This is a genomic window from Variovorax sp. GW822-FHT04E09 (genome assembly GCF_058800845.1).
The window spans coordinates 1-22,527 of record NZ_JBXAMR010000002.1 but is presented as its reverse complement, the minus strand read 5'-3'; the positions used below and the strand labels follow the sequence as shown (position 1 = coordinate 22,527).

The 22,527-nt window shown below is 68.1% G+C and carries 21 protein-coding genes; 4 read left to right on the top strand and 17 right to left on the bottom strand.

Annotation, left to right across the window (positions count from 1 at the left end):
• Nucleotides 1-27 precede the first annotated feature (27 nt).
• Genes AC1RL8_RS07575 through AC1RL8_RS07565 form a run of 3 tightly spaced genes read right to left on the bottom strand, consistent with a single transcriptional unit; the run spans nucleotide 28 to nucleotide 3,755 of the window.
• Nucleotides 28-819 carry an FAD binding domain-containing protein gene (locus AC1RL8_RS07575; protein WP_095744326.1) on the bottom strand — a complete coding sequence of 264 codons (792 nt, stop codon included), beginning with the start codon at nucleotides 817-819 and terminating at the stop codon, nucleotides 28-30.
• Between the two features lie 34 nt (nucleotides 820-853).
• Nucleotides 854-3,238, bottom strand: a complete 2,385-nt coding sequence (locus AC1RL8_RS07570) for a xanthine dehydrogenase family protein molybdopterin-binding subunit (RefSeq protein ID WP_390345543.1) — start codon at nucleotides 3,236-3,238, stop codon at nucleotides 854-856.
• 10 nt (nucleotides 3,239-3,248) lie between these two features.
• Nucleotides 3,249-3,755: a (2Fe-2S)-binding protein gene (locus tag AC1RL8_RS07565; protein ID WP_062468730.1), complete on the bottom strand. Its 507-nt coding sequence runs from the start codon at nucleotides 3,753-3,755 to the stop codon at nucleotides 3,249-3,251.
• A 187-nt stretch (nucleotides 3,756-3,942) separates the two neighbouring features.
• On the opposite strand from AC1RL8_RS07565, the gene AC1RL8_RS07560 reads away from it, so the two are divergent.
• Nucleotides 3,943-5,091 (top strand): helix-turn-helix domain-containing protein, encoded by a 1,149-nt coding sequence (locus tag AC1RL8_RS07560; protein WP_447748668.1) that lies wholly within the window; start codon nucleotides 3,943-3,945, stop codon nucleotides 5,089-5,091.
• A gap of 277 nt (nucleotides 5,092-5,368) precedes the next feature.
• Here the strand turns inward: AC1RL8_RS07560 and AC1RL8_RS07555 are convergent, their stop codons facing one another.
• The 9 genes from AC1RL8_RS07555 to AC1RL8_RS07515 all read right to left on the bottom strand — a co-directional run bounded on the left by AC1RL8_RS07555 (nucleotide 5,369) and on the right by AC1RL8_RS07515 (nucleotide 14,358).
• Nucleotides 5,369-5,746 (bottom strand): nuclear transport factor 2 family protein, encoded by a 378-nt coding sequence (locus AC1RL8_RS07555; protein ID WP_492684892.1) that lies wholly within the window; start codon nucleotides 5,744-5,746, stop codon nucleotides 5,369-5,371.
• A 91-nt stretch (nucleotides 5,747-5,837) separates the two neighbouring features.
• Nucleotides 5,838-7,331 (bottom strand): M81 family metallopeptidase, encoded by a 1,494-nt coding sequence (locus tag AC1RL8_RS07550; RefSeq protein ID WP_492684891.1) that lies wholly within the window; start codon nucleotides 7,329-7,331, stop codon nucleotides 5,838-5,840.
• A complete protein-coding gene (locus AC1RL8_RS07545) occupies nucleotides 7,328-8,464 on the bottom strand; it encodes an ABC transporter substrate-binding protein (protein WP_492684890.1) in 1,137 nt (378 codons plus the stop codon). The genes AC1RL8_RS07550 and AC1RL8_RS07545 overlap by 4 nt, the downstream gene beginning before the upstream one ends.
• Nucleotides 8,461-9,741 carry a Zn-dependent hydrolase gene (locus AC1RL8_RS07540; protein WP_492684889.1) on the bottom strand — a complete coding sequence of 427 codons (1,281 nt, stop codon included), beginning with the start codon at nucleotides 9,739-9,741 and terminating at the stop codon, nucleotides 8,461-8,463. The genes AC1RL8_RS07545 and AC1RL8_RS07540 overlap by 4 nt, the downstream gene beginning before the upstream one ends.
• 26 nt (nucleotides 9,742-9,767) lie before the next feature.
• The gene (locus AC1RL8_RS07535) at nucleotides 9,768-10,475 is read right to left on the bottom strand and encodes an ABC transporter ATP-binding protein (RefSeq protein WP_070063982.1); all 708 of its coding nucleotides are present in this window, start codon (nucleotides 10,473-10,475) and stop codon (nucleotides 9,768-9,770) included.
• A complete protein-coding gene (locus AC1RL8_RS07530) occupies nucleotides 10,472-11,239 on the bottom strand; it encodes an ABC transporter ATP-binding protein (protein ID WP_492684888.1) in 768 nt (255 codons plus the stop codon). Before AC1RL8_RS07530 ends, AC1RL8_RS07535 begins: the two co-directional genes overlap by 4 nt.
• A complete protein-coding gene (locus tag AC1RL8_RS07525) occupies nucleotides 11,236-12,195 on the bottom strand; it encodes a branched-chain amino acid ABC transporter permease (protein ID WP_492684887.1) in 960 nt (319 codons plus the stop codon). The genes AC1RL8_RS07530 and AC1RL8_RS07525 overlap by 4 nt, the downstream gene beginning before the upstream one ends.
• Nucleotides 12,196-12,202: 7 nt before the next feature.
• Nucleotides 12,203-13,063, bottom strand: a complete 861-nt coding sequence (locus AC1RL8_RS07520; RefSeq protein WP_095744319.1) for a branched-chain amino acid ABC transporter permease — start codon at nucleotides 13,061-13,063, stop codon at nucleotides 12,203-12,205.
• A gap of 89 nt (nucleotides 13,064-13,152) precedes the next feature.
• On the bottom strand, nucleotides 13,153-14,358 hold the full coding sequence (locus AC1RL8_RS07515) for an ABC transporter substrate-binding protein (RefSeq protein ID WP_307584874.1): 1,206 nt from the start codon (nucleotides 14,356-14,358) through the stop codon (nucleotides 13,153-13,155).
• A 214-nt stretch (nucleotides 14,359-14,572) separates the two neighbouring features.
• On the opposite strand from AC1RL8_RS07515, the gene AC1RL8_RS07510 reads away from it, so the two are divergent.
• The gene (locus tag AC1RL8_RS07510; protein WP_139701861.1) at nucleotides 14,573-15,337 is read left to right on the top strand and encodes a FadR/GntR family transcriptional regulator; all 765 of its coding nucleotides are present in this window, start codon (nucleotides 14,573-14,575) and stop codon (nucleotides 15,335-15,337) included.
• 12 nt (nucleotides 15,338-15,349) lie between these two features.
• On the opposite strand, the gene AC1RL8_RS07505 is transcribed toward AC1RL8_RS07510, so the two are convergent.
• Nucleotides 15,350-15,808 carry a GNAT family N-acetyltransferase gene (locus tag AC1RL8_RS07505; protein ID WP_062468758.1) on the bottom strand — a complete coding sequence of 153 codons (459 nt, stop codon included), beginning with the start codon at nucleotides 15,806-15,808 and terminating at the stop codon, nucleotides 15,350-15,352.
• Between the two features lie 20 nt (nucleotides 15,809-15,828).
• Nucleotides 15,829-16,809 (bottom strand): LysR family transcriptional regulator, encoded by a 981-nt coding sequence (locus tag AC1RL8_RS07500; protein WP_492684886.1) that lies wholly within the window; start codon nucleotides 16,807-16,809, stop codon nucleotides 15,829-15,831.
• 106 nt (nucleotides 16,810-16,915) lie between these two features.
• Between AC1RL8_RS07500 and aptA the strand changes: the two genes are divergently transcribed.
• On the top strand, nucleotides 16,916-18,271 hold the full coding sequence (gene aptA, locus AC1RL8_RS07495) for an omega-aminotransferase AptA (protein WP_095744314.1): 1,356 nt from the start codon (nucleotides 16,916-16,918) through the stop codon (nucleotides 18,269-18,271).
• A 22-nt stretch (nucleotides 18,272-18,293) separates the two neighbouring features.
• A complete protein-coding gene (locus AC1RL8_RS07490; protein ID WP_095744313.1) occupies nucleotides 18,294-19,811 on the top strand; it encodes a CoA-acylating methylmalonate-semialdehyde dehydrogenase in 1,518 nt (505 codons plus the stop codon).
• Between the two features lie 17 nt (nucleotides 19,812-19,828).
• Here the strand turns inward: AC1RL8_RS07490 and AC1RL8_RS07485 are convergent, their stop codons facing one another.
• From AC1RL8_RS07485 to AC1RL8_RS07475, 3 genes are all read right to left on the bottom strand, one after another.
• Nucleotides 19,829-21,217, bottom strand: a complete 1,389-nt coding sequence (locus tag AC1RL8_RS07485; protein WP_492684885.1) for an FAD-dependent oxidoreductase — start codon at nucleotides 21,215-21,217, stop codon at nucleotides 19,829-19,831.
• Nucleotides 21,218-21,226: 9 nt separating this feature from the next.
• Entirely contained in the window at nucleotides 21,227-21,799 is a 573-nt protein-coding gene (locus AC1RL8_RS07480; RefSeq protein ID WP_492677868.1) for a phosphonate degradation HD-domain oxygenase, read from the bottom strand.
• A gap of 2 nt (nucleotides 21,800-21,801) precedes the next feature.
• Nucleotides 21,802-22,527 (bottom strand): aldehyde dehydrogenase family protein (locus tag AC1RL8_RS07475; protein WP_492684884.1); only part of this gene is annotated, 726 nt, incomplete at its 5' end.

Genomic DNA, 22,527 nt, shown 5'->3' with positions numbered 1-22,527 from the left:
TCCGGTGGGCGGCGGCGCAGGGCTGCTTCAGCCGAGTGCTTTGGTCACGGCGCGCTGCGTCAGCACGCTGATCAGGTTCGCGCGGTAGGCGGCCGAGGCATGCAGGTCGCTGTTGAGGTCGCTCGCGTCGATCTTCACGGCCGCGGCGGACGCGGCGGTGAAGCTCTTGTTGAGCGCATCTTCGAGCCCGGCATGGCGGAACACGCCGTTGCCCGCCCCGGTGACGGCCACGCGCACGCCGCTGTCGTACTGCGCCAGGAAGATGCCGACCAGCGGAAAGTTCGAGGCCTTCTGGCGCAGCTTCTCGTACACCGCGCGCTTCGGAATCGGGAAGCGGATGGCGACGATCAGTTCGTCTTCTTCAAGTGCCGTGGTGAACAGGCCCTGGAAGAAGTCGTCGGCCGCAATCTCGCGCTTCGAGGTGACGATGGTCGCGCCCGAGGCCAGCACCGCGCTCGGGTAGCACGCCGCCGGGTCGTTGTTGGCCACCGAGCCGCCGACGGTGCCCATCGCGCGCACCTGCCGGTCGCCGATGCGCGACGCGAGATCGGCCAGCGCGGGGTACGCGGCCTTCACGTCGGCGTTGTTCGCCACGTCGAGGTGGCGCGACATGGCGCCGAGGGTGATCGCGCCGCCGTCCTTCTTGATGCCGGTGAGTTCCTTGATGCCGCCGAGGTCGACGAGCTGCTCGGGCGCCGACAGCCGCAGCTTCATCGAGGCCAGCAGGGTCTGTCCGCCGGCCAGTGGCTTGCCGCCCGCGGCGATGAGCCGGGCCGCGTCCGCCACGCTGGCGGGCCGTTCGAGTGTGAAGGCATACATGGGGTGATTCCTTCTCTGTTATTTCTTGTGTCGTTCAGGGCTTGGCGGCGGCCTGCATCGCTTCCCAGACGCGGCTGGACGAAGCGGGCATGTCGAAATCCTTGACGCCCAGCGGCGCCAGCGCGTCGAGCACGGCGTTGATGACCGCCGGCGGCGACCCGATGGCACCCGCCTCGCCGCAGCCCTTGGTGCCCAGCGGGTTGTGGGTGCAGGGGGTGCAGACGGTGTCGAGCTTGAACTGCGGGAAGTCGCCGGCGCGCGGCATGGCGTAGTCCATGAAGCTGCCGGTGAGCAGCTGGCCGGTTTCGTTGTCGTACACGCAGTTCTCGAGCAGCGCCTGGCCGATGCCCTGCACCAGCCCGCCGTGCACCTGGCCCTCGACGATCATCGGGTTGATGATGGTGCCGAAGTCGTCCACCGCGGTGAAGCGGTCGACCTTGACTTCGCCAGTCTCTTTGTCGATCTCGACCTCGCAGATGTAGGTGCCGCCCGGGAAGGTGAAGTTGGTCGGATCGTAGAAGGCGGTTTCGTTCAGGCCCGGCTCGAGCTTGTCGAGCGGGTAGTTGTGCGGCACGTAGGCCGTGAGCGCCACCTGGCCGAACGGGATCTTCTTGTCGGTGCCCTTGACCGTGAACTCGCCGTTGGCGAACTCGATGTCGGCGTCGCTCGCCTCCATGAGGTGCGCGGCGATCTTCTTGGCCTTGGTCTCGATCTTGTCGAGCGCCTTCATGATGGCCGCGCCGCCCACCGAGATGGAGCGCGAGCCGTAGGTGCCCATGCCGAAGGGCACGCGGCCGGTGTCGCCGTGCACCACGTCGACGTTCTCGACCGGAATGCCCAGGCGCGCCGCAACGACCTGCGCGAAGGTGGTTTCATGGCCCTGGCCGTGGCTGTGCGAGCCGGTGAACACCGTCACGCTGCCGGTCGGGTGCACGCGGATCTCGCCGCATTCGAACAGGCCCGCGCGTGCGCCGAGCGCCCCCGCGATGTTCGACGGCGCGATGCCGCAGGCCTCGATGTAGCTCGAATAACCCATGCCGCGCAGCTTGCCCTTGGCTTCGGTCGCCGCCTTGCGCGCGGCATAACCGTCGACCTCGGCCAGCACCCGCGCCTTGTCCATGCAGGCATGGAAGTCGCCGGTGTCGTACTGCAGCGCCACGGGCGTCTGGTACGGGAAGCTGGTGATGAAGTTGCGCTTGCGGATCTCGTCCTGGCCCAGGTTCATTTCCCAGGCGCAGCGCGACACCAGGCGCTCCAGCAGGTAGGTGGCCTCGGGCCGCCCGGCCCCGCGGTACGCATCGACCGGCGAGGTGTTGGTGAACCAGGCATCGACCTCGACGTAGATCTGCGGCGTGGTGTACTGGCCCGCCAGCAGCGTGGCGTACAGGATGGTCGGCACCGCGGTCGAGAAGGTCGACAGGTAGGCGCCCAGGTTGGCGTCGGTGTGCACGCGCATCGCGAGGAACTTGCCGTCCTTGTCCATCGCCATCTCGGCGTGGCTCACGTGGTCGCGACCGTGCGCATCCGACAGGAAGCACTCCGAGCGCTCCGCCGTCCACTTGATGTTGCGGTTGAGCTGCTTGGCGGCCCAGGTCAGGCACACGTCTTCGGCGTACAGGAAGATCTTGGAGCCGAAGCCGCCGCCCACGTCGGGCGCGATCACGCGCACCTTGTGCTCGGGCAGGCCCAGCACGAAGGCCGTCATCAGGAGGCGCTCGACGTGCGGGTTCTGGTTCGACACGTAGAGCGTGTAGTCGTCGGTGCCGCGGCTGTAGCTGCCGATGGCCACGCGCGGCTCGATCGGGTTGGGAATCAGGCGGTTGTTGACGAGGTCGAGCTTGGTGACGTGCGCCGCCGTGGTGAACACGTTGTCGACCGCCGCCTTGTCGCCCAACACCCACTTGTAGCACTGGTTGTCGGGCGCTTCGTCGTGCAGCGTGGTGCTGCCGGTCTTCTTGGCGGCGTCGGCCACGCTCACGAGCGCGGGCAGCACGTCGTAGTCGACCACCACGGCCTCGGCCGCGTTCTTGGCCTGCTCGACCGTCTCGGCCACCACCATGGCGACGTGGTCGCCCACGTAGCGCACCTTCTTGATCGCGAGGATCGGGTGCATCGGCTCCTTCATGGGGGTGCCGTCGGGGTTGTTGATGAGCCAGCCGCAGGGCAGCCCGCCCATCTTTCCTTCGATGTCCTTGCCGCTGAAGATGCCGACCACGCCGGGCATCTTCGAGGCCTCGGCGATGTCGATCGACTTGATGACGGCGTGCGCGTGCGGCGAGCGCACGAAGACCGCATGGCTCTGGTTGGCCAGCGTGATGTCGTCGGTGTAGTTGCCCGCGCCGGTCAGGAAGCGGTAGTCTTCCTTGCGCCGCAATGCCTCGCCGATGTGCGGCAGGTTGGAGAAGTCGGAAGCGCCCATGTCGCTCTCCTCAGGCCGTGACCGTGGTTTGCTGGGTCGGCACCGGATTGCCCGATGCCATGGCCTCGCCGCCCATCTTCACGGCCTTGACGATGTTCTGGTAGCCCGTGCACCGGCACAGGTTGCCCTCGAGCAGCTCGCGGATCTCCGATTCGCTCGACTTGGGGTGGTGGGTGCACAGGTCGATGGCGCTCATGACCATGCCCGGGGTGCAGAAACCGCACTGCAGGCCGTGGCATTCCTTGAAGGCCGCCTGCATGGGGTGCATGGTGCCATCGGCGGCGGCCACGCCCTCGATGGTGGTGACGTCGGCGCCGGCCGCCTGCGCGACCAGGATGTTGCACGACTTGACCGCGCGGCCGTTCAGGTGGACCGTGCAGGCGCCGCACTGGGCGGTGTCGCAGCCGACGTGGGTGCCGGTGAGGTGAAGGTGCTCGCGGATCGCGTGCACAAGGAAGGTGTTGGGTGGGGCGTCGACCGTGACCGGCCGGCCGTTGACCTTGAAAGCGACCTGCATGTGGCTGTCTCCGTGAAAGGTGATGGCTGGTTCAGCGAGGCATCTTGGATGCCGCCCTTTCGCACTATCCTAGGCAAAAACCCTTGACACTTGCACAGAGCGCGGGAAATTCTCAAAATGAAACAGCTTGCCAACCGGCCGGCCCGCAAAAGCAGCCCTCCCCGCGCGAAGAAGAACTTTCACGATGATGTCCGCTTCCGCCGTCCCCCCTCCTGCTGAGCGCTCGCTGGCCATTGCGCAGGCGCGCCGCGAGCTGATCGACGGCGACGGCCCCCGCCCGCGCGGCAGCGTGCGGGTCGACCCGGGCATTACCCGCTCCTGGCAGCGCTGCCTGGAGGCCGGCCGCCGGCCCCAGCAGCGCGTGAGCTTCGAGCCCGTGAGCCGCACCGCCAGCCGCGAGGTCACGGAATGCAACCGGGCCCTGGTCACGGCGGCGCGTCCGGTGATCGAACGGCTCTCGCGCGCCATCGCCGACACCCGCTATTTCGCCATCCTGACCGACGCCCGCGGCATCGTGGTCGACGTGGGTACCTTGCCCGACGGCACCGACCCCGCCGCCCGCTATGCGCGCGACATCGGACGTATCGGCGTCGACCTGTCCGAAAGCGCCATCGGCACCAGCGCCATCGGCACGGCGCTGGCCGAGCAGGAATCGGTGTGGCTGCACCGGGGTGAACACTTCTTTGACGACACCAGTGTGTACAGCTGCGCCGGCGCCCCGCTCTTCGGGCCCCGGGGCGACTGCATCGGCATGCTCGACCTCACGGGCGTGCAGGTGGTCGAGCGGCCCGAACTGCGCCACTTGGCCACCCTGTCGGCGCGCAGCATCGAGAACCTGCTGGTGCAACGCGAGCCCTGCGAGCTGCTGCTGCGCCTGCTCTGGCCCGGCTGCCCGAGCAGCGAAACCACCGAAGGCCTGCTGTGCATCGACGCCGCCGGCCATGTCACCGGCGCCAACGCGGCGGCGCGGCAGATGCTGCACCAGCCGCTGGTCTGCCATGCCGGCGGCCTGCATTTCAACGACCTGTTCGCGCTGCCGCTGCACATGATGTTCGACGCCGCCCGGCGCGGCGACGCCATGCTCGAGGTGCCGCTGTGGTCGGGCCTGCGCGTGCAGGTGCGGGCCCAGCGTGGCGGCAGCGAGCATGGCGGCGTCCCCGGCATGCCCGGCGACGCCACCGATGGCCGCCCCCGCCTGCGCGACGTGGAAACCGCCCTGATCCGCAAGGCGGTGAGCGACGCGCGCGGCAACGTGGCCGAGGCGGCGCGCACGCTGGGCATCAGCCGGGCCACCGTCTACCGCAAGCTCTGGCGCGGTCGGCCGGCGGGCGACTGACCTAGGGCCTGTTCACACTATTTCTGGCGTCGCGAAGGTCTGCCGCGGCGGGCCAATCAAGGCGCGTGACGCCGCGTGTGCATGCGCACACGCAAGGAGCGCAACGCCGAGTGGCCCGCCGCGGCAGACCTTCCCTTCGGGTTGGCTGGCAAAGGGGCCGTCTGCGGCGTTGCCCGCGCTTGCAAGGCTTCAGCCTTGCTGCGCACGGGCGCCTTGCAGCCAGCCCCTTTGCCAGCCAACGCGACGCTAGAAATAGTGTGAACAGGCCCTAACCCTTTCAGGCGCCCACGGGCACCTTGTCGAGGAAGCCCGTCACCATGCGCAGCTTGCCTGCGTCGACCTGCGCGAAGTCGGTGCCCTGGATCAGGTCGTCGGCACCGCTCGGGCCCAGGGTCCACGAGAAGCGCAGGTTGTCGCCGTGCGCCTCGGCCTTGCCCAGCAGGTGGAAGCGAAAGCCCGGGTAGCGCTGGTGCACCGCGCCGACCAGCGCGCTGATCTGCTCGTGGCCGCTGGCCTGCGCCATCGGGTCGACATAGCGGGCGTCGGCGGTCCAGCCGGCGTCGATGAGCGCGGCGCGGCGCGCGGCGTCGGTCTCGTTCCAGACGGCGATGTAGCCCGTGGCGATGGCATGGGCGTCGTGGGCGGCGGTGTTCATGGCGACTGTTCCTTTCGTGGGTTCGACCCGCAACGGCGCGGGGTGAAGGAATGGTCGCGGGGCACGCGCCGCGCGTCGATGACGTGGCAGGTTATGCCGGCGCGTCCATCGCCGCGTTCGCATCGAGCGGAAACACCGGCCGGCGCACCTGGCTGAACGGGAACAGGCTGTAGTCCGAGCTCGTCACGCCCGGGCTGTCGCACTCCACCAGCGCCGCCGACAGCGGCTCGAACACCGGCCGGCAGTACATGCGCGACTTCAGCAGCAGGAAACGCTCGGTGCGCGGGTCGAGCCCGGCGCACTCGAACACGCCGATGTCCCACGGCTCCTGCGTGCGCTCGGTGACGACGATGCGCGCCGCGCCGATGTCAAACAGCACCGTGCGGCCCATGCTGCTGCGCTGGCCGGTGTAGGTGGGGCCGGTGATCACGTACTCACCGTCGCTGATGGTTCGCACCATGCCGGTCAGCCGCACGGGCGTCTTCTTCAGGCCGATGCCTTCCAGCGACACCTTGTTGCCCAGCGCCACCGTCACTTCGGCGCCCTCGCCCGCCGCGACCAGCGCGGCCACCGCCTCGGGGTCGCACAGCGGCCCGACGCCGATGCCGTCCAGGCCCTGCGCCAGTGCTTCCTGCAGCACGTCCATCGTGTCGCAGCTGCCGCCCGACATGCAGTTGTCGCCGTGGTCGAGCAGCAGCACCGGTCGAGTCGCACCACCGGCGATGAGTTTCGCGCGCGCGACCGAGTCGGCCAGCGGCTCGCTGCGGTAGATGAAGGCTTCGCGCTCGGCCCACATCTGCGCCGCGATGCGGTCGGCCGTGGCCTGCGCGCGCGCGGGCGATTGGGCATCGACCGCGATCACGCTCATGCACGGCGCCGTGATGTCCGACAGCGAGAAGCCCGCCAGGATCGACACCGCCAGCGACTCGGATTCTTCCGCCGCGCGCGCCGCCTCGATGGCCCGCTGCATCGCGCCCGTGAACGAGGCGCTGCGCAGCGTGTGCGCCATCAGCGGCAGCTGGCGCCAGCGCATGTGCGGCTGGCTGCGCCCGGCCAGCAGGTCGAACAGCAGGCGGCCGGCGTGTTCGCCGGTCTCGTACATGTCGACGTGCGGGTAGGTCTTGAAGCCGACGATCACGTCGGCGTTCTCCACCATCGCGGGCGTCACGTTGGCATGCAGGTCCAGCGCCACGCCGATCGGCACGCCGGGCGCCGCGGCGCGCAGGCGCACCAGCAGGTCGCCTTCGCCGTCGGTGCTGTTCTGCGCCACCATCGCGCCGTGCAGGTCGAGCAGGATCGCGTCGCAACCCGGCGCCGCATCGACGATGCACTGCGTGAGCGTGGTGTAGGCCTGTGCATCGACCGGCCCGCTCGGGTTGGCCGAGGCCGACACCGGCGTGACGAGCTGCGCGCCGGCCGCTTCGGCCAGGTCGATGAAGGCCGACATCGCGGTGCGCATGCCCTTGTTGTCGGCGTAGGCCTGCGCCCCGAAGGTCGGGCCGTCGGGCCCGAAGGCCGAGAGCGGCGTGGGCACGGGCGAGAAGGTGTTGGTCTCGTGGTTGAGACGTGCGATCAGGACTTTCATTGGGCAAACTTTCCGGCGCTGCCCAGCATGGTGATGTCGCCGAAGCTGGAGCCGTTGCGGTTGTCGGGACGGAACGCGACCGTGAAGCCATTCAGGTTCATGGGCGGCGAGTTCTCGATGCTGCGGCGCAGCGATTCGGTGGTGATCGGCCCCTTCACGCGCTGCAGCGATTCCGCAAAGGCCTTGGCCGTGATGTAGCCCTCCAGCCCCAGGTAGGAGCCTTCGCCTTCGCTGCCCGCGGCCTTCCGCGCGCGCTGGTATTCGTCGACGATGGGAAAGCGTGTCTTCCAGAACGGCGGCACCACCTGCGACAGCACGATGCCACGGCTCTTGTCGCCGAGTTCCTTGTACAGAAGGAACGAGCTCGCCACCGAGTTCGTGTAGATCTGCGGATGGATGGGCGCGGCCACCAGCGAGCGGATGATGTTGATGGCCGGCGTGCCGGCCGCGATGACGTACACCGCCTGCGCCCCGCTCGCGATGACCTGCTGCGCGATGGCAGGATGGTCCTTTTCCTTCGGATCGAAGCGCAGCGACAGCAGGGCCGGCCGCTTGTTCTTCTCGAGCGCGGCCAGCGCGTCCTTCTCGATGCCCTTGCCGTAGGCGTCATCGCTGGAGACGATGGCGATGCGCGTCAGGCCCACGGTCGTCAGGTGGTTCATCACACGCGAGACCTCGTCGGCATACGACTCCCGCACGTGGAAGATCGGCACCTTCGGCCCGCGCAGCACCGCCGCGCCGGTCAGCCCGCCGAAGATGAAGCTGTCGTACTTCGCCGCCACCGGCACCATGGCCGCGCCGATGCCCGTGCCCATGGTTCCGAACAAGCAGACGACGCGGTCCGTGCCGAGCAGCTTCTCGGCATTGGCCGCGGCCTTCTCGGGGATGTAGGCGTCGTCGTAGGTGATCATCTTGACGGGCCGGCCACCGACGCCGCCCGCCTTGTTCAACTGGTCGAGGAACAGCGTCTGGCCTTCCATGAACGCGAGGCTGTTCGGCGTGAACGGGCCGGTGAGCACCGCGGACTGGCCGACCAGGATCGGCTCTCCAGCCGCCAGGGCCGCCGTCGACGCCGCGACCATGCCCATCGCCAGCACGCAGTGAAGGCCGACGCGGCGAAGCGCCGCCTTCACGCGGCCACTCCCGCGCTCTGCAGCATCGCCTGCAGCAGCACGTTGCAGCCGGCTTCGAGGTGGTCGGGCTGCGCGTCCTCGATCTCGTTGTGGCTGATGCCGTCCAGGCAGGGCACGAAGATCATCGCCGCGGGGCACACGCGCGCGAGGTACACGGCGTCGTGGCCGGCGCCGCTGATCACGTTCATCCACGTCATGCCCTGGTCCTGCGCGGCCTCGCGCACGGCCGACACCAGCGCGGGCGTGAACGGCTGCGGCGGGAAGTACACGACCTGCTCGGCCGTCGCCTCGACCTTGCCCTTGGTCGCGATGCGCTGCACGGCTTCTTTCAAGGCTGCGTCCATGGCCGACAGCACCACGTCGTCGGCCGCCCGCAGGTCGACGCTGAGCTTCACGCGGCCCGGGATCACGTTGCGCGAGTTCGGGTAGTTGTCGATCCAGCCGACCGTGCCGCGCCCGTGCGGCGCGTGTGCGAGCGCGATGCGGTTCACCTCGACCACGAGTTCGGCGGCGGCCAGCAGCGCATCTTTTCGCAGCTCCATCGGCGTGGGGCCGGCATGGGCTTCCATGCCCTGCACCACCACGTCGTACCAGCGCTGGCCCAGCGCGCCCTCGACCACGCCGATGACGCGTTCGTTGGCTTCGAGCACCGGGCCCTGTTCGATGTGCGCCTCGAAGTAGGCGCCGACCGGCGACGCCGCCGCCGAGGCGGGCACGGCGCCCGCATAGCCGATGGCCGACAGTGCCTCGGCCACGCTCACGCCTTCGGTGTCGCGCTGCGCGAGCGCGTGCTCCAGCGTGAAGGCGCCGGCGAACACGCCCGAGCCCATCATCACGGGCACGAAGCGCGAGCCTTCCTCGTTGGTCCACACCGCCACTTCGAGCGGTGCTTCGGTGGCGATGCCGGCGTCGTTCAGGCTGCGGATCACTTCGAGCCCCGCGAGCACGCCATAGTTGCCGTCGAACTTGCCGCCCGTGGGCTGCGTGTCGATGTGGCTGCCGGTGGTGATGGGTGGCAGCGCGTTGTTGCGGCCCGCGCGGCGCGCGAAGATGTTGCCGATGGCGTCCACGCGCACCTCGCAGCCAGCCTCGCGCGCCCAGCGCGTGAAGAGGTCGCGGCCCTGGCGATCGAGGTCGGTGAGCGCGATGCGGCACACGCCGCCCTTCTCGGTGGCGCCGAGCTGCGCGAGCTGCATCAGCGAGTCCCAGAGGCGCTGGCCGTTCACGCGCAGGGCGCGCACGTCCGTTGCAGCGGAAAGTTCGTTCGTTGTGTTCATGATTTTTGTGACGAATGAAGGGCGGTTCAGGCGAGACCGACGCCGAGGTATCTGTCTTTCACGTCGTGGTCGGCCATGAAGGCGGCGTTGCCGGCCTCGTGCACGATCACGCCCTGCTCCACGATGTAGTGGCGGTCGGCCAGCTGCACGCAGACCTCGAGGTTCTGCTCGACGAGCAGGATGGCCACGCCCGCGGCCTTGATGGTCTTGAGCTGCGCGACGATCTCTTCCACGATCACCGGCGCCAGGCCTTCCACGGGCTCGTCCAGGATCAGCAGGCGCGGGTGGTTCATGAGCGCGCGGCCGATGGCCAGCATCTGCTGCTCGCCGCCCGACAGCTGCCCGCCGCCGTTGCGCCGGCGCTCCTTCAGGCGCGGAAAGATGCGGTAGATGTCGGCCAGCTGCCAGGGCGAATCGCGCCGCAGGCCGAGCAGCAGGTTCTCTTCCACCGTGAGCAGCTTGAAGATGCCGCGGTGCTCGGGCACCAGGCACACGCCGCGCGTGGCGATGCGGTGCGGCGGCTGGCCCGCGATGTCCGCGCCCTGGAAGCGCACGCGCCCTTTCGTGGGCGTGACGGCGCCGGCAATGCTCTTGAGCGTGGTCGACTTGCCCGCGCCGTTGCGGCCCAGCAGCGTGACCAGTTCGGCCTCGCCCACCGTGAGCGACACGCCCTGCAGCACATGGCTCTTGCCGTAGTGCGCGTGCAGGCCTTCGACTTCGAGGATGTTGCTCATGCCTTGCCTCCCGTGATCATGTTGCCCAGGTACGCCGTGCGCACGCGCGCGTCCGAGCGGATGTCGCCCGGCAGCCCCTCGGCCAGCACGCGGCCCAGCTGCATGACGGTCACGGTGTCGGAGATGTCCATCACGATGTTCATGTTGTGCTCGATCAGCACCACGGTGTGTGCGTCGCGCAGGCCGCGGATGAGCTGCTTCATGTCGTCGAGGTCGTCGATGCCCATGCCCGAGGTCGGCTCGTCCAGGAAGATGGCCTTGGGCTTCGCGGCCAGCGCCATGCCCACTTCGAGGCGGCGCTGCTGGCCGTGCGAGAGCACGCTGGCGGGCGTGTCGGCTAGTCGCTCGAGGCCGACGCGCGCGAGCACCTCGGCCACCGTGTCGGCACAGGCGCGCTCGCCGATGGGTGCGCGCCAGCAGTTCATGGCCTGGCGCGGCGCAACGCCCTGCGCCGCCACGCGCAGGTTCTCGCGCACCGACAGGCTGGGGAACAGGCTCGTGACCTGGAACGAGCGCGCCATGCCGCGCTGCACGCGCTGGTGGTCGGGCTCGCGCGTCACGTCGTGGCCGTCGAACAGGATGCGTCCGCCCGTGGTGGTGCCGGTGCCCGTGAGCATGTGAAAGAGCGTGGTCTTGCCCGCGCCGTTGGGCCCGATCACCGAGTGCACGGTGTTGCGCTTGATCTTCAGATCGACGCCGCCGAGCGCGGCGAACTTGCCGTAATGCTTGGTGACGCCGATGGCTTCGATGAGGATCTCGGTCATGCTTTTTCTCCCTGTGCCAGCGGCGCCTTTTCCGCAGCAGGCGTCTTGCGGAACACCCGGCGCCAGGCGCTTTCGCCTAGGCCCCAGAGGCCGCGTTGCATGCCGATGCTCACGCCGATCAGCAGCAGGCCCAGCAGCAGCAGCCAGCGCGGCCACAGCGTGGAAAGCCAGTCGGCCAGCAGCACGTAGAAGGCCGAGCCCAGCACCGAGGCGAACAGGTTGCCGGTGCCGCCGATCACGGTGATGACCAGGATCATTTCGCTCGTGTGGTACTCGGCGTTCGACAGCGGCGCGATGCCGGTCATCATGGCGTGCAGGCCGCCGGCCAGGCCGGTGACGGCGCCCGAGATCACGAAGGCCAGCAGCTTGAAGCGCTTCAGGTCGTAGCCCACGGCAGCGGCGCGGTCCTCGTTGTCGCGGATGGCGAGCAGCGTGCGGCCGAAGACCGAGTCGGTCACCTTGAGCAGCAGCGCGAACGCGGCCAGGAAGATCACCGCCACGAAGGCGTAGTACTTCCACGGCGTGTCCATGAAGGCCGGGCGCGGCACGTCGAGCAGGCCGTTGTCGCCGCCCGTGAGCCCCGAGGCCGTGTAGGCGATGAAATAGAACATCTGCGCGAAGGCCAGCGTGAGCATCACGAAGTAGGTGCCGCGCTGGCGGATGGCGACCCAGCCGACCACCGCCGCGCCCAGCGCGCCCATGCCGATGGCAGCGAGCAGCGCGAGCGGCATCGGCAGTTGCAGCCGCGTGAGCAGGATCGCGATGGTGTAGCTGCCCAGCCCGAAGAAGATGCCCTGGCCGAACGAGAGCAGCCCCGTGTAGCCCAGCAGCAGGTTGCAGCCCAGGGCCGCGAGCGCGTAGATGAGCACTTCGCTCGCGAGCGAGCCCGAGCGCATGCACAGCGGCAGCGCGAGCGCGACGATCAGCGCCAGCAGGAAGGTGTATTTCTTTGGCATGGCGCGTTCATCCTCTGCGGCCGAGCAGGCCATGCGGGCGCAACAGCAGCACGGCGCCCATCGCGATGTAGATCATCAGGCTCGCCCCGGGCGGCCAGATGGTGCTCATGAGGCTTTGCACGATGCCGATCAGCACGCCGCCGACCAGTGCCCCGCTGAAGCTGCCGAGCCCGCCGATCACCACGACCACGAAGGCCACGCCCAGCGCCTCGACGCCCATGAAAGGCTCGGCCCCGCGGATCGGCGCGGCCAGCACGCCGGCCAGCGCCGCCGTGGCCGCGCCGAGCGCGAACACCAGGCTGAACACGCGGAACACGTTGATGCCCAGCAGCGAGACCATCTCGGTCGATTCGCTGCCCGCGCGCACGGCGCTGCCCAGGCGCGTGCCCTCGAGCACCCACCACAGCCCCACCGCGAGCACGGCGGTGAAGCCGATCACGAAGAGCCGGTACTTCGGGTAGATGAAGCTGCCCCACATCACCACGCCCTGCAGCAGGTCGGGCGTGGGCACGCTGTTGCCCAGCGGGCCCCAGAACACGATGACGATCTCCTGCACCGCGAGCGCCAGGCCCACGGTGACGAGGATGTGGAACTCGTGCGCCTTGGCGTACACGCGGCGCAGCAGCAGCTTCTCGGCCAGCCAGCCGAGCGCGCCTACGAACAGCGGCACCAGCACGAGCGCGGCCCAGAAATTGAGGCCCCACTGCATGGCCTGGAAGCACAGGTAGGCGCCCAGCAGGTAGAAAGCGCCGTGCGCGAAGTTCACGAAGCGCAGCAGGCCGAACACGATGGACAAGCCAACGGCCAGCAGGAAATACAGCATGCCGATGCCGATTCCGTTGATGGTCTGGAGCAGGTAGACGGACATAGGTGTCGTGGGGGTGGCAAACGTGCAGGCGGCACGCGCCCTGCCCGCGCCCAAAAAACGGCGCGGGCGCGGCGCGAAGCCGGGCGGCGTCAGGCCAGCTTGCAGCCGGTCTTGTCGATCGGCAGGAACGACTTGCCGGAGCTGACGACGTCCACGTAGTCGGCCGGGTTGGCCATCTTCGACTTCGCCTTGCCCTTGAGCAGGTAGTAGTCCTTGATGACCTGGTGGTCGGCCTTGCGGATTTCTTCCACGCCCGTGAGGCCGTCGAACTTCATGCCTTCGAGCGCCGCGACCACCGCCTTCGGGTCGACCGTGCCGGCCTTCACGATGCCGTCGATGAGGATCTTGGTGCAGATGTACGAGCCGGCCAGGCTGTAGTTGGGCACGATCTTGAGCTTGTCGGCGGTGCGCTTCACCAGGTCCTTGTTGAGCGGCGTGTCGACCGTGTGCCAGTACTGCGCACCGAAGTAGACGCCGTCGCACAGGTCGGCGCCCAGCTCGTCGAACTGCTCCAGGCCCGAGGCCCAGGCCATGAGGATCGTCATGTTCTTGTGCATGCCGAAGCTCACCGCCTGGCGCAGCGCGGCGGACGACTGCGCGCCGAAGTTCAAGAGCAGCAGCACGTCGGGCTTGGCGGCCATGGCGTTGGTGAGGTAGCCGCTGAACTCCTTGTCGTTGAGCGAGTGGTAGCTGTTGCCCACGTGCTCGATGCCCTTCTCCTGGAAGATGGTCTTGGCCGCGCTCAGCAGGCCGTCGCCGAAGACGTACTGCGGCGTGATCGTGTACCAGCGCTTGGCCTTGGGCATGGCCGCGATCAGCGGGCGCACCGTCTGCTCGATGGCACCGAAGGTGGGCACCGACCAGCGGAAGGTGGCGGGGTTGCAGTCCTTGCCGGTGATCTCGTCGGCGCCCGCGGTGGTGATGAACAGGCCGCCGGCCTTCTCGGCCTCCTTGCCCATGGCCAGCGCTTCCGACGACAGGATGCCGCCGACGAAGAACTTCGCGCCCTGCTGCTGCGAGGCTTCCTGCACCTTGCGCACGGCCGTGGCCGGCTTGCCCTCGGTGTCGAGCACCGTGTAGGCCAGCGGACGGTTCAGCACCTTGCCGTACTGCTCGATCGCCAGCTTGGTGCCCAGGTCGGCGAACTTGCCGTTGGCCGCGAAGGCACCCGACATGGGCACCGGCGCACCGAATCGGATCGCGTCGGTGGCCTGGGCGAAGACCGAGCGGCTCATCAGGAGCGAAGCCGGGGCGGCCGACAGGGCGGCCAGCTGAAGGAGTTGTCTGCGTTGCATGGGGTTCTCCGGTCGTGGTGTGGAAAGTGGGGAAGAAAACACAGTGCCTGCGATCGCCGGCAATTTAAGCGGATAAATAGGATTAATATGTTGGTAAAAACCCGTTAGCAAGCCCCGTGCCCAAACCCAACCCGACCCTGCCGATGACGCCGTTAAGATCGCGCGCTGTTGCGCATCCCGCGCATCTCCCGATGTGCATGGATGGAGCGTTTTGATGAGAGTGGGGCACAACCCTCCGAAGCGGCAAAAGCTCTCGGACGTCATCGTCGAAGACGTCAAGCGATGGATCGTTGCCGAGCGCAAGCAGCCCGGCGACCGGCTACCGAACGAGAAGGAACTGATCGAGCTCTTCGGCTATTCGAAGAGCACGGTGCGCGAGGCGCTGAAGGCGCTCGAGGTGCGCGGGCTGATCTCGATCCGCACCGGCCCCGGCGGCGGCGCGTACCTGCAGCAGGTGTCGGTCGACCATGCGTCGGAGCCGCTGCGCAACTTCCTGCACTTTCACCACCTGGACGGCCACCACATCTACCAGCTGCGCAAGGCGCTGGAGCCCGAACTGGCCGTGAGCGTGGTCGGGCGGCTCACGCCCGAGCAGTTCGCGCGGCTCGAAGACAACGTGCGCCTGTGCACCATCGAGCCGACCAACGAGGACGAGCTGCGCACCCAGCGCGAGGCCGAGCTGGCCTTTCACACGATGCTGGCCGAGGCCTGCCCCAATCCGGTGCTGTCCTTCATGTGCCGCTTTCTCAACGACCTGCTGCGCGACCTCGTCGTCTACAAGAAGGCGCTGGACCACCACCACTTCGGCGAGACCAACGTGGACTATCACACGCAGCTGCTGGCGGCCTACCGCAAGGAAGATGCGGACGAGGTGCGGCGGCTGATGGTGGAGCACATGGTGGATGCGGAGCACCACATGCATGAGATGGAAGCGCACATTGGCGCTAAGCATTTGTTGCTGCCCAGCGGGCAGCGATAGCACCACAAAGGTCTAGAAGACCTTGCGGAACCGCTCGGCGCTGCCGAAGCGCACGGCGACGGTGCCGTTCGCCTCGAACCCACAGCGCAAGTAGAACGACCCGGCGTGCGGATTGCCGGTGACGTGGAGTGCCGACGCACCCTGGCGCCGGGAAAGCTCGACACAGTGCGCGACCAATGCCTTGCCGATGCCGCGACGCCATGCCTCGGGCTCGACGAACAATCCATCGAGTTCGGCGCTGCCGTCATCGTTGGGCAGCACGACAGCGAATCCCGCCGTCACGCCATGGATCTCTGCCACGAACACCCGGCCATCGACGATCTGGGCCAGAGGCAGTTCGATGGCGTCCGGGTCGGACTGAATCGCCTCGCGATCGCCAGGGTTCGCGAGCGATGCGCGCCGCTGCAAGTCTTCGAGTGCCCGGTGTTCCGACGCAAGTGCAGGACGAATACGCAGTGGTGTTTCGGTCATCTGGGGTGGTTTCAGTGCCTTCAGATCTTCGCACCGCCATGCGCCTTCTCCAGACACGCCTGAAACGCCAACACCGCCCGTGAAGGCTTCGGCGACCGCCGCAGCAAACTCACGAACCGGCACGCATAGTTGAAGCGCGCCGGCAGCACCGCCTTCATCAGCCCGCGCTGCTCGAACACCTGCGCGTAGTGGTCGGGCAAGAAGCCCAGGAAGCGCCCCGACAGGATCAGCGTCGCGATCGCCTCCTGGTCGAACCCCGTCGCCTTGCGCGACAGCCTCGCCCGGTGGCTCAGTTCCATGTTCGGCGAGTGATACCCCAGCCCCGCGAAATGGTGCTCGCCCAGTTTCGACCAGGTGAGCTTGCCGTGCGGGCTGTCGAACAGCGGATGCCCCTGGCCGCAGTACAGCAGCATGGTTTCATCAAACAGGTCGGCGTAGACGAGGCTCTTCGAGCTGCGGTGCGCCGGGATGATGCCGATCTGGAAGTTGCCCTCCAGCACGCCCTGCTCGATGGCGTTGATGGAGCCCACGTGCACCGCCAGGTTCACCTCGGGCGCGATCTCGGTGAAGCGCGCAATGGCCTCGCCGATGCGCGCCTTCGGGTTGGTCGCGGTCTTGTCGAACAGCGCCACGTCGAGCTGCCCGCCCATGCGGTTGTGGATGTCGTCGATGCTGCCGCGGAAGGCGTCGACCGAGGCCAGCAGGCGCAGCGTCTCGTCGTACACGCGCTGGCCCTCGGCCGTGAGCGCAAAGCCCGCCCGGCCGCGCCGGCACAGCACCAGGCCCAGGCGGGTTTCCAGGTCTTTCACGTGGCGGCTCACGGTGGAGGTGCCGATGTTCAGCTCCAGTTCGGCCGCCGCCATGCCGCCGCAGTCGACCACGCTCTTGAACACCTTGAGCAGGCGCAGGTCCATGTCGCTGAGCTGCCCCAGCACGGCGCGGTTGCGGGTGCCCTGGGCAGCGGTTTCGTCGGCGGGCGAGGCCTTGGCCTTTACTTGCATGGATCGTCAAGTGAACATTGATATTGCGCCATTCTCCACACTGAAGGCGTTGCGAACAATCGGCGCATCCCTTCACCCCCGGAGCCCGCCTTGCGCGGGATGCGCCATGACCCTCGCCACACCCGCCATCGAACCCACGCCCACCGCGCGCACCGACGCCGCCTGGCTCGAGGCGCACTGGATGCCTTACACCGGCAACCGCAACTTCAAGGCCGATCCGCGGATCATCGTGGAGGCCAAGGGCGCCTACTTCACCGACAACGACGGCCGCAAGATCTTCGACGGCCTGTCGGGCCTGTGGTGCTCGGGCCTGGGCCACGGCCGCCCCGAGATCACCGAGGCGGTGAGCCGCCAGATCGCCAAGCTCGACTACTCGCCCGCCTTCCAGTTCGGCCACCCGCTCTCGTTCGAACTGGCCAACAAGATCAAGGAACTGACGCCCGCCGGCCTGGACTACGTGTTCTTCACCGGCTCGGGCTCCGAAGCCGCCGACACCTCGCTGAAGATGGCGCGCGCCTACTGGCGCACCAAGGGTCAGGCCGGCAAGACGCGCCTGATCGGCCGCGAGAAGGGCTACCACGGCGTGAACTACGGCGGCATCTCGGTGGGCGGCATCGCGGCCAACCGCAAGCTGTTCGGCCAGGGCGTCGAGGCCGACCACCTGCCGCACACGCAGCTGGCCAGCAATGCCTTCTCGCGCGGCATGCCCGAAAGCGGCGCCGAGCTGGCCGACCGCCTGCTCGACCTCATTGCGCTGCACGACGCCTCGACCATCGCGGCCGTGATCGTCGAGCCCTTCGCCGGTTCGGCCGGCGTGGTGATTCCGCCCAAGGGCTACCTGAAGCGCCTGCGCGACATCTGCACGGCGAACAACATCCTGCTGATCTTCGACGAAGTGATCACCGGGTTCGGCCGCTGCGGCGCGCTCACGGGCGCCGATGCCTTCGGCGTCACGCCCGACATCATGAACATCGCCAAGCAGGTCACCAACGGCGCGCAGCCGCTGGGCGCCGTGGTGGCCAGCAAGGACATCTACGACACCTTCATGGCCGCCGGCGGCCCCGAGTACATGCTCGAGTTCCCGCACGGCTACACCTACGGCGCGCACCCCGTGGCCTGCGCCGCCGGCATCGCCGCGCTCGACGTGCTCCAGAAGGAAGACATGATCGGCCGCGTGCAGACGCTGGCCCCGCATTTCGAGAACGCCGTGCACAGCCTGAAGGGCAGCAAGCACGTGGCCGACATCCGCAACTACGGCCTGGCCGCCGGCATCACCATCGCCGCGCTGCCGGGCGAGCCCGCGCGCCGCCCCTACGAGATCGCGATGAACTGCTGGAAGAAGGGCTTCTACGTGCGCTACGGCGGCGACACGATCCAGCTCGCCCCGCCGTTCATCGCCGAGAAGGCCGAGATCGACCGCATGGTCAACGCCCTCGCCGACGCCCTCGCCGAAACCAACTGATCCCCTTTCGAGATACCAAGACATGCAACACGACAAGAACGTCACCGCCACCATCGGCCACTTCATCGACGGCAAGCACGTCGGCGGCGGCAGCCGCGTGCAGCCGGTGTTCGACCCCGCCACCGGCCTGTCGGCCAAGAGCGTGGCACTCGCCGACAAGCTCACGGTCGAGCAGGCCATCGCCTCGGCGCAGGCCGCCTTCCCGGCCTGGCGCAACACGCCGCCGCTCAAGCGCGCCCGCGTGATGAGCCGCCTGAAGACGCTGCTCGAAGAAAACGCCGACACCATCGCCGCGCTCATCACCGCCGAGCACGGCAAGGTGCTGGCCGATGCGCACGGCGAGCTGCAGCGCGGCATCGAGAACGTCGAGTACGCCAGCTACGTGCCCGAGCTGCTCAAGGGCGAGCACAGCAAGAACGTCGGCCCGTCGATCGACTCGTGGAGCGAGTTCCAGGCCATGGGCGTGGCGGCCGGCATCACGCCGTTCAACTTCCCGGTCATGGTGCCGCTGTGGATGTGGCCGATGGCCGTGGCCTGCGGCAACACCTTCGTGCTGAAGCCCTCGGAGCGCACGCCCTCCTCCACGCTGTTCATGGCCGAACTCGCGCTGCAGGCCGGCCTGCCGCCGGGCGTGCTGAACGTGGTCAACGGCGACAAGGAAGCGGTCGACACGCTGCTGACCGACCGCCGCGTGAAGGCCGTGAGCTTCGTGGGCTCCACGCCCATCGCCGAATACATCTACACCACGGGCACGGCCCACGGCAAGCGCGTGCAGGCACTCGGCGGCGCCAAGAACCACGCGGTGGTGATGCCCGACGCCGACATCGGCAACGCCGTGAGCGCGCTCATGGGCGCGGCCTACGGCTCGTGCGGCGAGCGCTGCATGGCGATCCCGCTGGTGGTGGCCGTGGGCGACGCCACGGCCGACGCGGTGGTCGAGGGCCTGAAGGTCGAGATCGCCAAGATGAAGGTCGGCCCCGGCACCGACAACGGCAACGACATGGGCCCGCTGGTGACCCAGCCGCACTTCGAGAAGGTCAAGGCCTTCGTCGACGCGGGCGTGGCTGCCGGCGCCAAGCTGGTGGTCGACGGCCGCGGCATCCAGGTCGAAGGCCACGAAGGCGGCTACTACCTGGGCGCCTGCCTGTTCGACCACGTGAAGCCCGGCATGACGATCTACCAGGAAGAGATCTTCGGCCCGGTGCTCGGCGTGGTGCGCGTGAAGACGCTGCAGGAAGCCATGGACCTGATCGACGCGCACGAGTACGGCAACGGCACCTGCATCTTCACGCGCGACGGCGAGGCCGCGCGCTGGTTCAGCGACAACATCCAGGTCGGCATGGTCGGCATCAACGTGCCGCTGCCGGTGCCCGTGGCGTACCACTCGTTCGGCGGCTGGAAGCGTTCGCTGTTCGGCGACCTGCACGCCTACGGCCCCGACGCCGTGCGCTTCTACACCAAGCGCAAGACCGTCACGCAGCGCTGGCCCTCGGCCGGCGTGCGTGAAGGCACGATGTTCTCGTTCCCCTCGAACCGCTGATATCGCGGCACCGCAGGTCAGGCCTTGTCGGCCTTGCCTGCGGCGTTCGCGAGCTTGCTGAGCATGCGGTCCACCAGCCACGGCTGGCGGTCCTCATCCTCAGCGCGTTCCTTGCGGCGGATCGCGTTGCGCACGACGATCGAGCCCACATAGCGCATCGGCTCCGGCGGAAAGTAGCCCAGCGGCCCGTTCGTGATCGGGCTGCGCGTCCATGCGTTGTCCTGGTCCAGCACCAGCGACGACAGGATCTGCCCGCCCATGTAGGTCGGCCCCACCCCGTTGCCCGAGTAGCCGAAGCCGTAGTAGATGTGCGGCGCGCCGTCGAGCTTGCCGAAGAACGGAAAGCCCGTCACCGAGCGGTCGGACGGGCCGTTCCAGCTCGCGGTGATCGGCGTGTTGCTCAGTGCCGGGAAGAAGGAATGCAGCGCCTGCGTGAGCTCGCCCTCGTACGGCGAGCGCTCGTCGAACACCTTGGCCATGCGGCCACCCCACGCAAAGGTGTTGCCGCCCTTGCCCAGCATGATGCGGCCGTCGACCGTGCTGCGGTAGTAGTACACGAAGGTGCGCGAGTCGAGCACCGACACGCCGTCGGTCAGCCCGATCTGCTGCAGCAGCTCGGGGCAGCGCTCGGTGATGATCATGTCGCTCGACACGATGGCGATGGTCCGCTCGAACTGCGGGAAGCGGCTGGCCATCCACGCGTTCATCGCCAGCACCAGTTTCTTCGCGCGCACGCGCCCGGTGGGCGTGTGCACCACCACGGGCTGGTCGGTGCTGAAGTCGAGCATCGGCGTGCGCTCGTGGATGCGGATGCCCATGGCCAGCGCCACGCGCCGAAGTCCGCGCACCAGCTTGCCCGGATGCACGGTGGCGGCGATCGGCGAGTACACGCCGGCCAGGTTGCGCGCCGAGCCCGAGCGCCGCGCCACTTCGTCGGGCGGCAGCGCGTGGTACGAATGGATGCCGCGCGCCTCCAGCGCCTGCATCATCGGATCGAGCGTGCCGATCTGCGCCTGTGAGGTCGCGGTGTAGAGCGTGCCGTCGCGCCGCAGCTCGGCGTCGATGCCGTGCGCCGCGCAAAAGTCGGCGATGTGCCCCACCGCCGCTTCCGACGCCTTCACGAGACGCACCGCCTCGTCTTCGCCGAACAGCCGCCGCAGGGTCAGGAACTTGGCCGACCAGGTGAGAAGGCAACCGCCGTTGCGTCCGCTCGCGCCGGCGCCGCACAGGTCGCTTTCGAGAATGACGATGTCGAGCGTGGGCGCCTGCAGCTTGGCCTGGATGGCCGTCCACAGGCCGGTGAAGCCGCCACCGACGATGCAGACGTCGGCGGTGGTTTCACCTTGCAGCGCCGGTGCCAGATCGCCATCGTTGAAGAGCGCTTGTTCGATCCAGAAGGGGCGCATCCGTGTGCCTTAAGCGGTGGTGAGGGCTTGCCGGTGTTCGGCGGAACTGATCTCGAGGTGGCGCACGAAGTGCGCGAGGCCGGGCATGTCGGCATCGGCCAGCTTGGCCGTGTCGTCCCACTGCCGCAGGCGCACTGCGTCCATTGCATACGGCAGCGTCTCGAAAGCCTGGGCCTGTGCCTCGTCGAAGACGCCGCCCTGCAGTTGCAGGCTGCGCTTCGAGTCGGGCGACAGCGCCTCCAGGTAGCCGGGCACGCGCGCGCACAGGAAGCGCTTGGCGTCCACATGCAGCCGGATCGGCTCCAGCGTGGCCGGACCGAACAGCGCGCGCAGGAACGGCAGGCAGCGGTACTGGTGCAGGTCGTCCAGGCCCTGCTGCGTCGGCGTGCCGCCGAAGTCGTGCAGCAGGTGGCCCAGGTCGTGCAGCAGGGCGGCAGCGATCAGCGCGCTGTCCGCGCCCTCCTGCTCGGCCAGGTGCGCCGACTGCAGCGCGTGCTCCAGCTGCGTGACCGGCTCGCCGTCGTACTGCGCGTGGCCCTTGGTCTCGAAGAGGCCGACGATGTCGGGGATGCTGAGGCTCATGGTTACCAGGGCAGCGAGTAGGTCTTGGTGTTGGTGAAGCTCTTCATCGCTTCGAGCACGCCTTCCTTGTAGCCCAGGCCCGAGTCCTTGATGCCGCCGAAGGGCGTGAGCTCCAGGCGGTAGCCGGGCACTTCGCGCACATTCACGCTGCCTACGTTCAGCTCGCGGATGAAGCGCGTGATGTAGTCCAGGCGGTTGGTGCAGATCGACGACGACAAACCGTAGGCCGTGCCGTTCGAGATGCGGATCGCCTCGTCGATGTTCCTGAAGCGGATCACCGGCGACACGGGGCCGAAGGTCTCGTGCTTGGCGACGGTCATCTCGGGGTCGACGTGGTCGAGCACGGTGGGCGAGTACAACGCGCCGCGGCGCTCGTTGCCGTACAGCAGCTTGGCGCCTGCTGCGATGGCTTCGTTGACGACGGCTTCGAACTGCTTGGCCGCCGCTTCATCGATCACGGTGCCCATGTCGGTGTCGGGGTCCATCGGGTCGCCGTACTTCAGCGCGCGGGTCTTTTCCACCAGCAGTTCGACGAAGCGGTCAGCGACCGACTCATGCACCAGCATGCGCTTCACCGCTGTGCAACGCTGCCCCGAGTTCTTGTACGACCCGTTGGCAGCCAGCGTCGCAGCCTCCTCGATGTCCGCGTCCTCCATCACGATGATCGGGTCATTGCCACCCAGCTCCAGGATCTGGCGCTTGTAGGTGGCCTTGCCCGCGATGTACTT

Coding starts and splice junctions, on each gene's coding strand:
- AC1RL8_RS07575 (WP_095744326.1), bottom strand. CDS start 819: ATGTATGCCTTCACACTCGAACGGCCCGCCAGCGTGGCGGACGCGGCC.
- AC1RL8_RS07565 (WP_062468730.1), bottom strand. CDS start 3,755: ATGCAGGTCGCTTTCAAGGTCAACGGCCGGCCGGTCACGGTCGACGCC.
- AC1RL8_RS07515 (WP_307584874.1), bottom strand. CDS start 14,358: ATGCAACGCAGACAACTCCTTCAGCTGGCCGCCCTGTCGGCCGCCCCG.
- AC1RL8_RS07510 (WP_139701861.1), top strand. CDS start 14,573: ATGAGAGTGGGGCACAACCCTCCGAAGCGGCAAAAGCTCTCGGACGTC.
- AC1RL8_RS07550 (WP_492684891.1), bottom strand. CDS start 7,331: ATGAAAGTCCTGATCGCACGTCTCAACCACGAGACCAACACCTTCTCG.
- aptA (WP_095744314.1), top strand. CDS start 16,916: ATGACCCTCGCCACACCCGCCATCGAACCCACGCCCACCGCGCGCACC.
- AC1RL8_RS07525 (WP_492684887.1), bottom strand. CDS start 12,195: ATGCCAAAGAAATACACCTTCCTGCTGGCGCTGATCGTCGCGCTCGCG.
- AC1RL8_RS07490 (WP_095744313.1), top strand. CDS start 18,294: ATGCAACACGACAAGAACGTCACCGCCACCATCGGCCACTTCATCGAC.
- AC1RL8_RS07505 (WP_062468758.1), bottom strand. CDS start 15,808: ATGACCGAAACACCACTGCGTATTCGTCCTGCACTTGCGTCGGAACAC.
- AC1RL8_RS07535 (WP_070063982.1), bottom strand. CDS start 10,475: ATGAGCAACATCCTCGAAGTCGAAGGCCTGCACGCGCACTACGGCAAG.
- AC1RL8_RS07540 (WP_492684889.1), bottom strand. CDS start 9,741: ATGAACACAACGAACGAACTTTCCGCTGCAACGGACGTGCGCGCCCTG.
- AC1RL8_RS07530 (WP_492684888.1), bottom strand. CDS start 11,239: ATGACCGAGATCCTCATCGAAGCCATCGGCGTCACCAAGCATTACGGC.
- AC1RL8_RS07520 (WP_095744319.1), bottom strand. CDS start 13,063: ATGTCCGTCTACCTGCTCCAGACCATCAACGGAATCGGCATCGGCATG.
- AC1RL8_RS07560 (WP_447748668.1), top strand. CDS start 3,943: ATGTCCGCTTCCGCCGTCCCCCCTCCTGCTGAGCGCTCGCTGGCCATT.
- AC1RL8_RS07555 (WP_492684892.1), bottom strand. CDS start 5,746: ATGAACACCGCCGCCCACGACGCCCATGCCATCGCCACGGGCTACATC.
- AC1RL8_RS07485 (WP_492684885.1), bottom strand. CDS start 21,217: ATGCGCCCCTTCTGGATCGAACAAGCGCTCTTCAACGATGGCGATCTG.
- AC1RL8_RS07480 (WP_492677868.1), bottom strand. CDS start 21,799: ATGAGCCTCAGCATCCCCGACATCGTCGGCCTCTTCGAGACCAAGGGC.
- AC1RL8_RS07570 (WP_390345543.1), bottom strand. CDS start 3,238: ATGGGCGCTTCCGACTTCTCCAACCTGCCGCACATCGGCGAGGCATTG.
- AC1RL8_RS07500 (WP_492684886.1), bottom strand. CDS start 16,809: ATGCAAGTAAAGGCCAAGGCCTCGCCCGCCGACGAAACCGCTGCCCAG.